At 69.5% G+C, this 15,491-nt stretch carries 14 protein-coding genes; 8 read left to right on the top strand and 6 right to left on the bottom strand.

The genetic code is table 11. The features are described 5' to 3' along the window. Nucleotides 1-27 precede the first annotated feature (27 nt). On the bottom strand, nucleotides 28-660 hold the full coding sequence (locus ACIHAO_RS04005) for a dienelactone hydrolase family protein (RefSeq protein ID WP_396554626.1): 633 nt from the start codon (nucleotides 658-660) through the stop codon (nucleotides 28-30). Nucleotides 661-757: 97 nt separating this feature from the next. Between ACIHAO_RS04005 and hisC the strand changes: the two genes are divergently transcribed. After that, nucleotides 758-1,813, top strand: coding sequence for a histidinol-phosphate transaminase (gene hisC, locus ACIHAO_RS04000; RefSeq protein WP_396554625.1), 1,056 nt, complete (start codon nucleotides 758-760; stop codon nucleotides 1,811-1,813). A gap of 49 nt (nucleotides 1,814-1,862) precedes the next feature. On the opposite strand, the gene ACIHAO_RS03995 is transcribed toward hisC, so the two are convergent. Further along, nucleotides 1,863-2,624 (bottom strand): sulfite exporter TauE/SafE family protein, encoded by a 762-nt coding sequence (locus ACIHAO_RS03995; RefSeq protein WP_396554624.1) that lies wholly within the window; start codon nucleotides 2,622-2,624, stop codon nucleotides 1,863-1,865. A gap of 119 nt (nucleotides 2,625-2,743) precedes the next feature. Next, a complete protein-coding gene (locus ACIHAO_RS03990) occupies nucleotides 2,744-3,409 on the bottom strand; it encodes a GNAT family N-acetyltransferase (RefSeq protein WP_396554799.1) in 666 nt (221 codons plus the stop codon). 74 nt (nucleotides 3,410-3,483) lie between these two features. Here ACIHAO_RS03990 and ACIHAO_RS03985 point away from each other — a divergent pair, with 74 nt between their 5' ends. Further along, nucleotides 3,484-4,176 (top strand): FadR/GntR family transcriptional regulator, encoded by a 693-nt coding sequence (locus ACIHAO_RS03985; protein WP_125780671.1) that lies wholly within the window; start codon nucleotides 3,484-3,486, stop codon nucleotides 4,174-4,176. A 77-nt stretch (nucleotides 4,177-4,253) separates the two neighbouring features. Continuing rightward, complete coding sequence (locus tag ACIHAO_RS03980; protein WP_396554623.1) at nucleotides 4,254-5,069, top strand: class I SAM-dependent methyltransferase; 816 nt, start codon at nucleotides 4,254-4,256, stop codon at nucleotides 5,067-5,069. 268 nt (nucleotides 5,070-5,337) lie between these two features. Here the strand turns inward: ACIHAO_RS03980 and ACIHAO_RS03975 are convergent, their stop codons facing one another. Then, a complete protein-coding gene (locus ACIHAO_RS03975; protein ID WP_396554622.1) occupies nucleotides 5,338-5,838 on the bottom strand; it encodes an FBP domain-containing protein in 501 nt (166 codons plus the stop codon). An 84-nt stretch (nucleotides 5,839-5,922) separates the two neighbouring features. Here ACIHAO_RS03975 and ACIHAO_RS03970 point away from each other — a divergent pair, with 84 nt between their 5' ends. After that, the gene (locus ACIHAO_RS03970; RefSeq protein WP_396554798.1) at nucleotides 5,923-7,407 is read left to right on the top strand and encodes an adenylate/guanylate cyclase domain-containing protein; all 1,485 of its coding nucleotides are present in this window, start codon (nucleotides 5,923-5,925) and stop codon (nucleotides 7,405-7,407) included. Here the strand turns inward: ACIHAO_RS03970 and ACIHAO_RS03965 are convergent. After that, on the bottom strand, nucleotides 7,394-8,431 hold the full coding sequence (locus ACIHAO_RS03965; RefSeq protein WP_396554621.1) for a beta-ketoacyl-ACP synthase III: 1,038 nt from the start codon (nucleotides 8,429-8,431) through the stop codon (nucleotides 7,394-7,396). The two genes, ACIHAO_RS03970 and ACIHAO_RS03965, sit on opposite strands and share 14 nt — an antisense overlap. Before the next feature lie 321 nt (nucleotides 8,432-8,752). Between ACIHAO_RS03965 and ACIHAO_RS03960 the strand changes: the two genes are divergently transcribed. Together ACIHAO_RS03960 and ACIHAO_RS03955 are read left to right on the top strand one after the other, a co-directional pair. Further along, a complete protein-coding gene (locus tag ACIHAO_RS03960) occupies nucleotides 8,753-9,226 on the top strand; it encodes an Lrp/AsnC family transcriptional regulator (protein WP_125780663.1) in 474 nt (157 codons plus the stop codon). 210 nt (nucleotides 9,227-9,436) lie between these two features. Continuing rightward, the gene (locus ACIHAO_RS03955) at nucleotides 9,437-9,841 is read left to right on the top strand and encodes an SsgA family sporulation/cell division regulator (protein WP_034319994.1); all 405 of its coding nucleotides are present in this window, start codon (nucleotides 9,437-9,439) and stop codon (nucleotides 9,839-9,841) included. Between the two features lie 102 nt (nucleotides 9,842-9,943). Here the strand turns inward: ACIHAO_RS03955 and ACIHAO_RS03950 are convergent, their stop codons facing one another. Beyond that, the gene (locus ACIHAO_RS03950; RefSeq protein WP_396554620.1) at nucleotides 9,944-11,038 is read right to left on the bottom strand and encodes a S1 family peptidase; all 1,095 of its coding nucleotides are present in this window, start codon (nucleotides 11,036-11,038) and stop codon (nucleotides 9,944-9,946) included. Nucleotides 11,039-11,510: 472 nt separating this feature from the next. On the opposite strand from ACIHAO_RS03950, the gene ACIHAO_RS03945 reads away from it, so the two are divergent. Further along, nucleotides 11,511-14,468, top strand: coding sequence for an AAA family ATPase (locus ACIHAO_RS03945; protein WP_396554797.1), 2,958 nt, complete (start codon nucleotides 11,511-11,513; stop codon nucleotides 14,466-14,468). A gap of 171 nt (nucleotides 14,469-14,639) precedes the next feature. Further along, complete coding sequence (locus ACIHAO_RS03940; protein WP_396554619.1) at nucleotides 14,640-15,491, top strand: ESX secretion-associated protein EspG; 852 nt, start codon at nucleotides 14,640-14,642, stop codon at nucleotides 15,489-15,491.

Genomic DNA, 15,491 nt, shown 5'->3' with positions numbered 1-15,491 from the left:
CTCAGGGGAATGCTAGCGCGAATGGCGTCAGCGCAGGTGGGCGTCGAACCAATTCAACGTGCGCTGCCAGGCCTCCGCGGCCGCGTCCGGGTCGGCGTCGAAGCGGTGGTTGGCGCCCGGGTAGTGGACGACGTTCGTCGCGACGTCCGCCGTCGCCGCCGCGTCACGCAGCTGTTCGACCTCGGCGCCTCCGGCCTCGTCACCCGCGTCGCCGTACATGCCGAGCCACGGGCTGGTGAGCCGTCCGGCGATCTCGACGAGCACCGGCAGCCCGGTGACGCCCTGCCCGCCGACGCTCACCGCCGCGCCCAGCCTGCGGTTCGACGCCACGACCAGCGCGGCGGTCCCGCCGAGGTCGAAACCGACGACACCGACGAGATCCGCCTGGATACCGCGCTCGCCGAGCCACGAGAGCGTCGCGTCGGTGGCTTCGAGCAGATCCTGTTGCGTGAGGTCGTCGCGGTCGAGATGCGGGGTGACGGTGAGCCAGCCTTCGCCGGCGAGCCCGGCCAGCAGCAGGTCCAGACCCTCTTCGACCTCTTCGGCCTCCCCATGCAGCACCACGAGCCCGCCACGGACGACACCGTCCGGTTCGGCGAAGGTCAGGCGCAGCGTGTGGCCGTCGGCGTGCTGGTGTTCCACGGTGGTCGTGAGGGTCATTCCTCCATCAGACCACTCTTAGGTAAATATTCGGAGCTTGCCTTCGCGCGGGAGGATACGGTGTCGGAGCCGTCCCCCAGACGTAGGAGCGCCGAAGATGTCCCCTGTTTCGCCGCGTGCGGATCTCGAATCGTTGCCGAAGTACGTCCCTGGCCGGACAATCCAGGGCGCGATCAAGCTGGCGAGCAATGAGGTGCCCGGCGGGCCGCTGCCGAGTGTGGCGCAGGCCATAGCCGAGACGGCGCAGGGCATCAACCGGTATCCGGACATCACGGCTTCCGGGCTCGTCGAGCGGCTGGCCCGCGAACTGGACGAGCCGGTCGAGCGGATCGCCGTCGGCTGCGGTTCGGTTTCCCTTTGCCAGCAGATGATCCAGGCTCTGTGCGGACCGGGCGATGAGGTCGTCTTCCCGTGGCGTTCGTTCGAGGCGTACCCGATCGTCACGCAGGTGGCGAACGCCGTCAGCGTGAAGGTGCCGCTGACAGTTGGACATGGGTTGGATTTAAAGGCGATGCTCGCCGCGATCACGCCCAAGACGCGGCTGGTCTTCGTGTGCAACCCCAACAACCCGACCGGGACCGTCGTGCGGCGCGCGGAACTGGAGCGCTTCCTCGACGCCGTGCCGTCGGGCGTGCTCGTCGTGCTCGACGAGGCGTACAAGGAGTTCGTGACCGACGCCGAGGTGCCGGACGGCGTCGAGCTGGCGCGTGGCAGGGACAACGTCGCCGTGCTTCGGACATTCTCGAAGGCGTACGGCCTCGCCGGCCTTCGCGTGGGTTACGCCGTGGCGCCGGAAGCGATCACCGTCGCGCTGAAGCAGGTCTACGTCGCGTTCTCGGTCAACATGATCGCCCAGGCGGCGGCCATCGCCTCCCTCGACGCGGCCGGCGAACTGCTGGAACGCTGCAAGGAGATCGTCTCGGAACGCACCCGCGTCCGGGATGCCTTGGTGGCCAAGGGTTACGAGGTCCCGGAGACGCAGGCGAACTTCGTCTGGCTGCCGCTGGGCGAGCGGACGACCGAGTTCGCGGAGCACGCACTCGAGCGCAAGCTGATCGTGCGTCCCTTCGCGGGCGAAGGCGCGCGAGTGACCATCGGGACGCCCGAGGAGAACGACCTCTTCCTCGAAGCGGCCGGGGATTTCCCGCGCTGACAAGGCTTCGCGGCGGCCCGCACTTCGTGGACGGAGTGCGGGCCGTTTGCTATTTGAGGAGCAGCTGCACCATCGCGGCGAGGCCGATCACGACGATCACACCGCGCAGCACCTTCGGCGAGAGCTTGCGGCCGATCTTCGCGCCGATCTGGCCGCCGATCGTGGACCCGACCGCGAGCAGCGCGACCACGGGCCAGCTGACCGGCGCGATGAAGGCGTAGATCGCGCCGGCGACGATGTTCACGACCGCGGAGAGCGCGTTCTTGACGCCGTTGAGCCGTTGCAGCGACTCCGACATCAGCATCCCCATCACGGCCATCATCATCACGCCCTGCGCGGCCGTGAAGTATCCGCCGTAGATGCCGATCAGGAAGATCAGGAACAGCAGGAGCGGCCCGATCTTGTGGACCGTCCCGTTCTCCTCGCGGCGCTTCGCCACCCAGGCGGCCACGCGCGGCTGGACGATCACCAGCACCACCGCGAGCCCGACCAGCGCGGGCACGACGGTCTCGAAAGCGTCCTTCGGCAGCGAGAGCAACAGGATCGTCCCGCAGATCGCGCCGAAGAACGACGCCACGGCGAGCTTGGCGACCTGGGGCCAGTACCCCTTGAGCTCCTCGCGGTAGCCGATCGCCCCGCTGACCGTGCCGGGGGCGAGGCCGATCGCGTTGGACGTCGTCGCCGTCAGCGGCGAGTAGCCGAGCGCGACCAGGACCGGGAAGGTCACCAGGGTGCCCGAACCGACGACCGTGTTGATGGTGCCCGCCCAGAGCCCCGCGACGAAGATCACGACCGCGTGCCACCACGTCATAAAGCACTCACGTCCGCACCCTAAGCACCGTTACCTCCTTTCGCGCTGTGGATGTGTCTAGTCGAACATGCAACGAGCCCGTTATGTCTCGTTCGGGGGGAAGACGCAGAACTCGTTGCCTAGCGGGCCGTGTCCGGCCGGGTCCTCGATCGCGACCGGCCGTTCTCCTCCGGCAGATGGGCCGCGGTGATCTCCGCGGCGACCGTCCAGCCGAGCGCGAGGTACAGCGCCCGTCCTTCTTCCGTCGCGACCAGGACGGCACGCTCCGCCCCGGCCGCGACCGCCACCTCGTCGAGCCGGCGCATGACGAATCTGCCCAGCCCTCGCCGCTGGTGCTCGGGCTCCGTCACGACCTGGTCGATCACCGCCGTGCCACCGGCGATCGCGACCCGGCCGGTCGCGGCGCGCGAACCGTCGGGCGCGCGCACCACCACGTCGGTGACCACGCCGTCGCCGACCAGCTCCGCCCGGTACGGCTCGGGCGCGGCCATGACCGGCCGCAGCGCGAGCTCGGCGCTCATCAGGTACTCCGGCGGGCCGACCTCCCACTCCGGCGGCACCGTCTTCGCCACCTCGTCCCGCGAGCCGCTCACCTTGAGCCACGTGCCCGGCTCGGTCAGCGAACGGGCCCGGCGCCCGGCCGAACCGGCGTCCGCCAGCACATATCGCACGCGATGCCCGGGACGCCCGACGTCGAGCCGGTAGCCGTCCGGTTCGGCCACCGGGATCCCGACGCCGCGGGAGAGCGCCCAGCCGTGCACCCATGCCTTGATCAACCCTGCCACCCCAGTCATCGTTCGATGATGGCATCGGCCACCGACAGTCCCGGGCGAGCGGCCGAACCTGCGAGGATGACGCCGTGGCCGACGACGAGCGCGAACAGGTGTGGAGTGCGACCGTCGATCATCTGCGCACGATGATCGATTCGGGCAGGCTCCCCGCCGGGTCGAGGCTGCCCGCCGAACGGACGCTCTGCGAACAGCTCGGGATCAGCCGCGGTTCGCTGCGGCAGGCGTTGCGGGTGCTGGATTCCATCGGCTACGTGCAGGTGCGGCCGGGTTCGGGCACGTATGTCCGCGAGAAGATCGACGAACAACCGCTGCGCGGCTGGTTCTCCGAGCACGAGCAACTGGTCGAGAAGCTGTTCGACCTGCGCACCACCGTCGAGCCGACGCTGGCCGAGCGGCTCGCGCTCGACCACACGCCGCGGGTGCTCGCCCGGCTCGAAAGCACCGTCGACGAGATGGACCAGGCCGCGGCCGACGGCGACATGCTGCGCGTGATCGCGGCCGACGCCGAATTCCACCGGGTGATCGCGGGCAACGCCGGCAACGACGACGTCACCGATCTGCTGCGTTCGGTGCTCTCGCTGGTCGGCGAGGAGCGGCGCGCGGCACTCCGGCTTCCGGGGCAGATCCGGAAGGCCGTCGACGAGCATCGCGCGATCCTCGAAGCGATCCGCCGGTCGGACGCGGCGGCCGCGCGGGAGATCACCCTGCGGCATCTGCTCGACGCCAAGACCTACGTCCACGACTACACGGCCAGGGATTGACGTTTCCCTGATGGCGTGACCGGCTCCCCGCGAGTAGAATTTTCAGAAGTTTGTGAAACTTCTGACGGGGGTGTGCGATGGAGAAGGTCCGGTTCACCGAAGAGAAGGCGACGATGCTGGCCACGCTGTACGGCCGGGCGCTCGATGCCCGCGGCGACCGGCCGATCCTCGGCGACAAGGCCGCAGACGAGGCCGTCAAGCAGATCGACTACGACTTCGGCTCGTTGGGCGTCACCGCCGACATGGGCTTGACGGTCGCGATGCGGGCCAAGCCGATGGACGACTGGGCCTCGGAGTTCCTCCGGAAACATCCGGACGCGACCGTCGTCCAACTCGGCTGCGGCATGGACAGCCGCGTGTACCGCGTCGACCCGCCGCCCTCGGTGCGCTGGTTCGACGTCGACTATCCCGAGGTCGTCGACCTGCGCGCCCGGATCTACCCCGAGCGGGACGGCTACCGGACCATCGGCTCGTCCGTGACGGACTTCGCCTGGATCGACGAGATCCCGTCGGACAAACCCGGTCTGGTGATCGCGGAGGGGCTGACGATGTACCTGCGCCCGTCCGAAGGCGAGGAATTGCTGCGGCGGCTGATCGCGCATTTCCCCCAGGGCGGCGAAATGGTCTTCGACATCTTCAGCAGGCTCGGGATCAAACTGCAGAAACTGAATCCCGTGGTCCGCAAGGCCAAGGCGACGCTGTACTGGGGCATCGACGAGATCTCCGAACTGGAGCGGCTCGGGCTGACGCTGATTTCCGGGCTCGACTCGACGGATTACGCGACGCCCGAGGTGAAGGAGCGGATTTCCGGGTCGATGCGGGCGCAGTTGTGGATCGCGGGACTGTTCCCGGCGTTCAAGAAGATGGGACGGATCCTGCGGTTCCGGTTCTGAGGGACGGTGCGGTTCGGATTCCGGGTGTTGCGAAAGCCACTTTCGCAACGTTGAAGGTTGCGAAAGTGGCTTTCGCAACGCATGCGGGGGACGTGACTCACGTGATTGAGCACGTAACTCGCGTGATTGAGCACGTAACTCGCGTGCTGGGAGGCGATCCGTCTCTGATCACGCGAGTTACGTCTCTGATCACGCGAGTTACGTCTCTGATCACGCGAGTTACGCCGACACTCGGGAGGCAAAGCGGCGGCACCCGGCGGCCCGTCGGTCAGCGTGACTCGAGTATCCGCTCGACGAACCGGTGCAGCTTGTCCTCCAGCCGGGACACCCGTTCCTCCAGTGTCAGTGACTCGAACGGCTGCGGCACGTCCGACTTCAACTCGCCTCGGATGTACTGGCTGCACGCGAGATTCGCGCACGCGTAGATGCCGAGCGTGTTCCCTTCGCGCCCGAGCTTCCCGGCGCGGCGGCCGGAGAACAGCGCGATGTCGGACAGCGGATGTGTCGTGGTGCACAGGCCGCACATGTTGCTCAGCAGGACACGGCCCTTCGGCCGGGGCGCGGCGCGAAGGGACAGTCCGACGGTTTCCCCGTCGTACGGCAGCACGAGATACGCCCGGGAGACGGCCTTCGGATCACGCCAGCCGAGGAATTCCCTGTTCTCCCAAGGGATTTCCTCGGGCCGGGCGGGCAGCGTGACCCCTTTGGCCTCGCCACGCGTGCAGTTCACGAAGGACGCCCTGATCGCGTCCTGGCCCAGCGGTTCCATACCGGCACGGTAGCCAGCGCACGCGAGAACTGGCGAACCGTTTTCCGCCGGAGGTCATACGATCACCGGGTGCGCGGGAAGACGATGTCGAGCCGGTTCCGGCTGGTGCTCAGGACCAGTCTGGGGTTCGCCGCGCTCGGCGTCGGGTCCAGTGTGTGCGGTGCCGGTGTCGTGGCATTACTACTGCTGTTGCAGGGACTGCCGAGCGAGGTCGGCGACCGCGGCTGGATCCTCGGGGTCACCGCGGCCGGCATCGTGGCGCTGTCGCTGGTGGTCGGTACCGCGTGGACGGCGTGGCTCCAGCGGCGCACGGCGGTCTGGTTCGTCTTCGGCCGGCCGCCGACGAGGGCCGAGGCCGAGCGGGCGCTGCGGCTTCCGGTCGACATGGGGATCGTGAGCGGGACGCTGTGGCTGATCGGCACGATCGTGCTCGGCGCGCTCGCGCGGGTGCTCGGGTCCTGGCTGGACGCGCTCGGGATGGCGCTGGTCATCGGGCTCGGCGGGCTGACCACGGTCGGCCTCACCTATCTCGCCGCGGAATGGGTCGCCCGTCCGGTGATGACGATCGCGCTCAAGGTGACCCCGCCGAAGGGGACGCTCCGGGTCACCGTGCGGACCAGGGTGGTCGTCACCTGGGCGCTGGCGAGCGGGGTGCCGTTCCTGGGCGTGCTGCTGGTGGCCGCCCCGCCGGACCTCGGCCAGGGTGACCACGTCGCGAGCCTGATCATGCTTTCGGCGATCGGGCTGGGCGTCGGCGCGATCGGGACGGTGCTGCTCGCGAAGGCCGTCGCGACGCCGCTGCACCGGCTGCGGGTGGCGCTCGACGAGATCGCGCGCGGCAACAAGGAGATCGTGGTCGACGTCGACGACTCCAGCGAGATCGGCCTGCTGCAGTCCTCGGTCAACGACCTGGCCGCCGGGCTCCGCGAGCAGGAGCGGATGCGGGACCTGTTCGGCAGGCATGTCGGGGACGAGGTCGCGCGGCACGCGCTCGAGTACGGCGCCTCCCTCTCGGGTGACGTGCGCGAGGTGACGGCCTTGTTCGTCGACGTCGTCGATTCGACGGCCTTGGCGAGCCGCACCCCGCCGGAAGACCTGGTCAAGATGCTCAACCGGTTCTTCACCAGCGTGGTGAACGCGGTCGGCGCGCGGGGCGGGCTGGTCAACAAGTTCCAGGGTGACGCCGCGCTCTGCGTCTTCGGCGCCCCGACGCGGCTCGCGGACGCGCCGACGGCGGCGCTTTCGGCCGCGCGCGCGATCCGGGACGCCGTCCAGGAGACGGGCGAGCTGGACCTCGGCATCGGCGTCGCGAGCGGGCGGGTCTTCGCCGGTCAGCTGGGGACCAGCAGCCGGTTCGAGTACACCGTCATCGGCGACGCCGTGAACGAGGCCGCGCGCCTGACCGAGTACGCGAAATCCGCCGACGGCCGGATCCTGGCGAGCGAGGCGGTGCTCAAGGCCGCGTTGGAAAGCGAGCGCTCGCACTGGGAGCCGTACGCGGAACTCGAACTGCGCGGGCGCCGGGAACCGACGCACGCGTGGGAAGCGAGCGCGCTCAGCCCGGAATGACGTCCGGCCAGCGCAGCAGTGTCGAGCCCCAGGTGAGCCCGGCGCCGAAGGCCCCCATGACGACGCGGTGCCCCGGCTGGAGCGCGCCTTCCTTGGCGGCGTCGGCCAGCGCGATCGGGATCGACGCGGCGCTCGTGTTGCCCACCTTCTCGATGTTCGAGTACATCACGTCGTCCGCGAGCCCGAGCTGCTTCGCGCAGGTCTGCAGGATGCGGATGTTGGCCTGGTGCCCGATGAACCGGTCGATGTCGCCGACCGCCCAGCCGGCGGACGCCAGCACGGCGCGCGCCGATTCGGCCATCCGGGCACAGGCGTGCCGGAAGACGGTCTGTCCCCGCATCACCAGATAGTGGTCGCTCGGATCGTCGGAGCGGCGGTTCTTCGCGCCACCCGCTTCGACCCAGAGCAGCTCCGCGAGCTCGCCTTCGCTGTGCAGGTCGAACGGGCCGAGGGCGCCGAGCTCGTCGGCGTCACCCGCGCGAAGCAGGACGGCGCCCGCGCCGTCGCCGAAGATCGGCACCGTGCCGCGGTCTTCGGGGTCGACGAGCGAGGTGAAGACGTCGGCGCCGATCACCAGCACCCGCCGCGCGATGCCGGCGGCGATCAGCCCGGCGCCGGTGGCGAGCCCGTAGATGAACCCGCTGCACACGGCGTTGACGTCGAAGGCGGCGACGCCGTTCAGCCCGAGTTCGGTCGCGACCTGCGGCGCGCTGGCCGGGCACAGCTGATCGGCCGTGGACGTCGCGAGCACGACCGCGTCCGCGCCGCCCTCCCCCGCCGAGGCCAGCGCCCGGCGCCCCGCCTCGACCGCGAGGTCCACAGTGGACATCCCGGGGTCGACGACCCGGCGTTCGGCGATGCCGGTCCGCGAGCGGATCCACTCATCGGAGGTGTCGAGCCGCTGGGCGATCTCCTCGTTGCCCACCACGCGCGGAGGCAGCCAAGAGCCGAGACCGGCGAGAACGGCCGCCTGAGATGAGGGCACCAAGGAATCCTTCCACGGGGGAAATGAGAGGTCTGCCATTCACTTGTAAGCGCTACCATTCAGTAGACCCGTCAGTTGTGTTCCGGGTCACATTTCAAAGAATTCTCAGCTTTTCCCGCCGCGCCGTGCCCGACCTGGCTCGACTGCAACCGAGCAGGCAGGAAGGGTGACCGGGCACACGAGCCGCCCGTGCCGCCGCCACACCCGACCGGGCGAATCCGGCGCCGCGGACGCCACGGGCCGTGGCCGCCGAACCCTTCCGGTCCCTCGCACGCACCCTCCGGCGGCGTGATCCACACCGCGCGCCGCCACGGCTGAAAGATCGGGCGCCCGGAAGAGCCCTCCGGTTAGCCTGACCTGGTGCACACACCCGACCTCGACAGCCTGGACGTCGCCATCCTCGCCTGCTTGCAGTCCGACGCCCGCACGATCGCCGAGACCATCGGCGCGAAGGTGGGCCTGTCGGCGGCCGCCGTGCAGCGGCGGATCAAACGGCTGCGCGAGGCCGGGGTGATCGAACGCGAGGTGGCGGTGCTGTCGCCGCGGGCGCTCGGGCTGTCGATGACGTTCGTGGTGATGGTCGAGATGGAACGGGAGAGCCTCGCGGTGCTCGACGGGTTCCGGCGGCAGGTGCTCTCGGACGACAACGTCCAGCAGTGTTACTACGTCACCGGCAACGCGGACTTCGTGCTCGTGGTGACCTGCCGGGACATGGCTGATTTCGAGGCGTTCACGCGGCGGATGTTCTTCGACAACCCGAACGTCCGGCACTTCACGACGTCGGTGGCGATGGACCGGGTCAAAACGGGACTGTCCTTGCCGCTGGAGCCGTGAGCTCCCTCGTCCAAAGAGGACTCCTCGATCTCGTCACCACGGGTACCGGCCCGAACGCAAGGCGTCTGTGCCCGGCGTTACACCACTATGGACAGATGCAGCCGATAGCGTGAACGTCATCGCAGTCGCGTCATCCGGCGTCTGTCCGGGCATCTCCTCCCCGAGACGCAAAGTTCGCGCCGCGCGAACCACGAGCACCGAGGAGTGGCCGTGCACACCGACGCAATTCACCAGAGCCAGTTCGTTCTGCTGAACAACAGCAGCACGCCCGTTCTCTCCCGCCTGTCCTTCCACGCCGGCGAGCCGTTCGCGGTCACCGTGTCGTTCCGGACCGAGCGCGGCCGGTGGGTCGAGTGGACCTTCGCGCGGGAACTGCTCGTCACCGGCCTGACCGACCCCGCCGGGCTCGGTGACGTCCGCGTCCGCCCCGACCTCTCCGAGGACGAGGCGCTGCTGACGCTCGAAATCGAGTCACCGGACGGCTATGCGTCGTTCGAGCTGGAACGTGAGGACGTCGAGACGTTCCTCGAGTCCACTTACGAGCTGGTCCCGCTCGGCTCCGAAAGCGAGCACTTCGACGTCGAAGCGCTGATCGAGGAGATCAGCAACGTCTGAAACTTTCCCGCGGCACGAAAACGAAGGGCGGCCCGAGTGCGCTGGAGGCACTCGGTCCGCCCTTCGTCCTGTGCGCGGTCCTCGGACGACCGGGGCTGAAGGTCAGCCGAGGACCAGGGAAGTCCCGGTCGCGGACAACGCCGGCCGGACCGGGAAGAAGTACGTCACCGAGCTGTTACCGCCGGACAGCATGCCCTGGGCCTGGTTGCCCGCGATGAACGAGCCGCCGGAGTCGCCCGCCTGCGAGCGCACGTTGGTGGCGGTCATGCCGTAGACCGTGCCTTCGGCGTAGCGGACGGTCTGGTTCTTGGCGCCGACGGTGCCGCAGGTCCAGCCGGTGGTCGACCCCGATTTGCAGACCGAGGCACCGGTGGCCGCCACGGTCGAACCGCTCACGCGGGTGCCGTTGTTGATGATGCCGCGCGGCACCCAGTTGCTGTTGACCCGGACGTGGCCGTAGTCGTTGGTCGGGAAGCTGACGCGGGCGAACGAGCCCATCGCGACGCGGTTGGAGCCGGTCACCGTGCCCGGGCCGCAGTGCCCGGCGGTGAGGAAGCCGCCGTTGACCGAGAAGCCGATCGAACAGCGCGAAGAACTGTTGATGTAGTAGGCGTCACCGCCGCGCACGTCGTACTTCAGGGTCGGCACCGCCGCGGTCTCGACCACCGCGACGGCGGTCTTGTCCACCTTGGTCTTCTCCAGATACGAGTCGACGACGCCGCTCTTGCCCGGCAGGACGTTCACCGTCACGCGGTTGGTCCTGGTGTCGACGCCCCAGCCGGTGATCGCGCCGTCCGCCGCGCGCTCACCCGCGTTCAGTTTGTCCACAGTGGAATCCAGCTGGGCGGCGGAGAAGCGCACGAGTTCCGCTTCCGCGCCACTGGCGAGGACCTGGCCCAGCTTCGCCGCGTCCGTGACGCCGACGCGGAGCTTGCCGGTGGCCTCGTTGTAGCTGGCGCCGCCGAAGCTGCCGGCGAGCGCCGAGGCGAGCGACTGTTCGAGCGTGCCGGCGGCGGTCTCGCTCTGGATCCTGGCGAGTGCCTGGCCGGCGGTCAGGCCGAGGTCCCGTTGCAGGGCGGGAACCATCTCGGCGTTGAGCAGAGTGTCCGAGGACGCCGCCGCGGGGGTACCCGTGACGAGCGCGCCGGTGGCCAGTGCTGCCGTGGCGGCCACACCGAGGAGCTTTCTGATCTTCATGCTTCTCCCTCGTCATCACGCACGGCTCCGGTTCGCCATGCGATGGCCCTCCCCTGATGGGTGAGGGTTCTGGACTCCGGAGAAGGCCGCAATCCGGGTCGGCGCGGGATAGGTATACCCATTCTTCGGCACCCGTATCCCCTGCTCCACGGGCGGCCACCTAGAGCGGGCACCCGGACGGACACGTCCGTAAGTAGGGTTTCGAGCGAATACCTTGCGTAGTCGTCGCCACCCCCGGAACGTGGGATGACTCGCCGAATCGGGTTTATCGCCGATGTTTCGGGTGCCTGGTGATTTTCCAACCGACGATCCGTCAGCCAACCGGTGACGGTGTGTCCGCGAACGGCCCCACAGGGTGCCCTTGGTGTCCGTGTTGGGTGGTTTACGACCAGGTAGGCAGTGCTTAGGCTCCGCAGGACAACGCACAAGATCGTGTCGGGCTCAGCGGGAACTCCCCACCGAGGAGCGCATGATGTGGCTTGCCACCCCTCGCCCGACCTCGGTTTCGGTCCGCGCCGGATCGACGGCACTCGTGGGCCGGGACGTCGAGGTCTCGGCGATAGTGAAGATCTTGCTGCGCCGTCCCGCCGCCGTGCTGATCGAAGGCGAACCCGGGATGGGCCGCAGCAGGCTGCTCGAAGAGCTGGCCGGACGTCGCGAGTTCGCGGCAGGCCGGGTGCTTTCGGGCGCCTGCCAGCCGATGCGCGAACCGTTCCCGTTCGGACCGTTGCTCGAAGCGCTGCGTTCGGTGGGCGACCGGCCGCTCGGCCCGCTCAGCCCGGTCGCCGGGGTGCTGAGACCCTTGCTGCCCGAACTCGCGGAAAGCCTTCCTCCCCGGCCGGAACCACTCGCCGACCCGTGCGCCGAACGGCACCGTCAGTTCCGCGCGGTCCGGGAACTCCTGATCGCCTGCGGGCCCGCGCTCGTCCTGATCGACGACCTCCAGTGGGCCGATGAGGACACCCGTGACCTCATGCGGTTCCTCACCGCGGCCATGCCCGCCGAACTGGCCGTCGTCGCGGCGTACCGCACCGGTTCGCCGTCGGCGCACGGAGGCGCGGGCATCCCGTTCCGCACGAGGGCGAACGTCCAGACCGCCCGCGTGACGCTGGGCCCGCTCGACGTCGAGGCGGTCGGGAAACTGGCGGAAGAACTGCTGGACCTGCCCAGGGTATCGGCGCCGTTCACCGCGAAACTCCACGAAAGCACCGCCGGGATCCCGTTCGTGGTCGAGGAGACCCTGCGGGCGCTGCGGGACGCCGCCGGGCGGCTGCCGATCGGCGAGGTGCTCTCGGACCGGTTGCTGGAAAGCCTCGAAGTCCCGATTTCCCTGCGCGAAGCCATCACCGAGCGGCTCGACGCGCTGCCCGAACCCGCCGTCCGGCTGGCCTGCGCGGCGGCGGTGCTCGCCGTCCCGTCCGAACCGGCGGTGATCGGCGAACTCGCCTGCCTCGACGGCGACGCGCTCCGCTCGGCCCTGTTGTCCACTTTGGACGGCGGAGTGCTCGGCGAACTCGGCGGCGACCGCTACGGCTTCCGGCATCCGTTGGCCCGCAAGGCCGTCTACGACACGATAAGCGGTCCGGAGCGGACGCTGCTGCACTCACGCGCGATCCAGGTGCTCGCCGGTCAGCCGGTCCCGCCGCTGACCCTGCTGGCGAACCACTCGCGCGCGGCGGGGCGGACCGAACAATGGCGCCACTACGCCGAAGCCGCCGCCGACGAGGCCATCGCCCACGGCGACACGTCACGCGCGATCGACCTGCTCCAGTCCGTACTGGCCGAGGCGAGCCTCGGCGAGGACGACATCGCCCGGCTGGCCACGAAACTCAGCCAGGTCGCGCTGCGCGGCTTCCGCCCGGACGTCATCGAGACACTGGAACGGATCCTCGAAGACCTCACCGACCTGCGGCCCAGCGTGCGCGGGACGATCCGGCTCAGCCTCGGGATGCTGCTCGTCCGCACGATCGGACGGCTCGGCCGGGGCCGGGTCGAGGTGGAGAAGGCGATCACCGAACTGGTCGACGAGCCCGAACTGGCCGCCCGCGGCATCAACCTGCTCGCCCAGCCGATCGACGGGCTGACCCCGTTGTCCTGGCACGAGGTCTGGATGAACCGCGCCCGCGAGGTCTTCGACCGGATCGAAGACCCGGAACTGCGGCTCGCGCTCCTCGGCGACCGGATCTCCACCCAGGCGCATATCGGTGACGGGTCGGCCTGGACCGAGTTCACCGAACTCCCGGACCAGGGAAGCGGTGTCGCCGAACGGGTCCAGCTGGCGCGGCTGTGGTGCAATCTCGCCGACGCGCAGTCCTGGGCCGGACATCTGGCCAGGGCGGAAAAGCTGGTCACGGAAGGGATCCGCCGCGCGACCGACGCCGGGGCGCTCTACGCCGCCGGGCTCGCGCAGGGCACCCGGGTCCGGCTCGACTGGGTGCGCGGCGACTGGTCCGGGCTCGCGGAGACCACCGAACAGCTCCGCGACACCTACCCCGACCTCGGCCCGATCGTCATGGAGTGCTCGCTGGTCCTCGGCGGCCTGGCCGCCGTCCGCGGGGAATTCGCCGCCGCGCAACGACATCTGACCGCGGCGAGCGTGCACGCCCCGGAACACGGGCCGATCCCCGTCGTCCTTTCGGCGGCCGGGGTCCTCATCCGCGTGCTCCTCGCGACGGACGACGTCGACGGCGCCTGCGCGGCGGCCGACAACGCCGTCACGGCGGCCCGGCGCAAGGGCGTCTGGGTGTGGGCGGCGGCGCTGGTGCCCGCCGCGGCCGAGGCCTACACGCGGGCCGGACGCTGGTCCGAGGCGGACGCCGTCGTCGAGGAATTCGCCCGCGGCATCGACGGCAAGGACTCGCCGGTCTCCCGGGTCGCGCTACTCGCGGGCCAGGCGATCCTGCTCGACGCGCGCGGCAAACATCCCGCCGCGGCAACGGTTTTCGACGAAACGGCGGCGGCCTACGAGGCGCTGCCGATGCCGTACCAGGCCATCTGCGCCCGGGAGCGGGCGGCGCTGTGTCGTCTCAACGCGGGCCGCCTCGCCGCGGACCGGCTCGCCGCCGGTCAACCGACCGCGGGCGACCGCAAGGCGATCGAGGAGCTCACCGCGGCCGCGGAGGCCTACGAGCGGCTCGGCGCGACCAGGGACGCCGGCCGCTGCCGCCACCAGCTGCGGGAACACGGCGCGTGGGCGCCCTCGCAGCGCGGACGGCGCGGCTACGGGCAGGAACTCTCGCCCCGCGAACTCGAGGTCGCGCGCATGCTTTCCGACGGGCGCACGAACCGGGAAATTGCGGACGGTTTGTTCCTTTCGCCGCGTACTGTGGAACAGCACGTCGCCAAGGTGCTGCGGAAACTCGGCGCCCGTTCCCGGACGGATGTGGCCCGCCGGATGACGACCTACGCACCCGCGACCGCCGACCGCTGACTTCGGCCGTTATTCCTTTAGGGGCAAGAAAAGTGCCCGATCGGGCACTGTGATCCATTCCATCGGGTCCACCGGTGTTCGTATGGTTCCGTACAGTCATGCGCTGTGCTAGTTTGTTTTCGCCATTAACAAAGTCGGGGCCCGGCGCCCGTGAGGGAGTAGCGCAAAAGCATGGCTGAACGAGCCGATTTCGCGCTGGGGACGGTAGAGGCGACCGTGGTCGGACAGGCGCTCGGCGTCGACGTCCGCTTGTTTCCGTTGCGCGTCCGCAACACCTCGATCGACCCGGAGCGGTACGCCGCCGTCATCCGGAAGGTCTACGCCGACCTCGAACAGCGCCGCCTGTCGATCAACGGCGAGCTGAACCAGTCCATCCGCACCGCGTTCGCGCTGCTCGCGAACCACCGGATCACCGTCTCGGTCAACGGCATCGACGGTATCGGCCAGGACATCGCCGTCCTCACCCTCACCGACGGCAGGCAGGCGCTCGGCATCACCCAGGCCCACGGGGAAGACCTCCTGCAGTTCGCGCTGTTCGCGGACGAAGAGCTGGTCGAAGTCCTCGCCGGAGTCCTGCCTCGGATGCGGCCAGCGTCGACGGGCCGCCGCACCCTCGTGCAACAGGAAGAGCGCGCCGTCTCGGCGATGACCGCGCGCCGTCAGGCGGAAGCGGAATTCGACGAGGAGGAGACCGACGCGTTCGGCAACCTCCAGTTCACCGGCGTCGTCCGCGCCCGGCCGGAGTCCCCTTCCCCGCGCAACGACGAGAGCGACGTCGCCGTCCTGGAGCAGGTGCTGTCCGGAACCCGCCTCGGCGGCGGGCACATCATCGTGAGCGGGATCGGCCGCCGCGGCGAGCGGCTCCGCTCGACGCCGCTGAGCTGGCTCGACACCGAGGACGGCCGGTACCTGGTCTGGACGGAGACCGACGAAGCCTCCGGCGCCGTGATCGGTCACTACGACCCGGCGAGTCAGCCGGGCGTGGCGAACGCGATCCGCGCGGCCATCGCTGACATCTACTGA

The sequence above is a fragment of the Amycolatopsis sp. NPDC052450 genome, assembly GCF_044547565.1.
GTDB lineage: Bacteria > Actinomycetota > Actinomycetes > Mycobacteriales > Pseudonocardiaceae > Amycolatopsis.
This window is presented reverse-complemented; position numbering and strand designations above follow the sequence as displayed.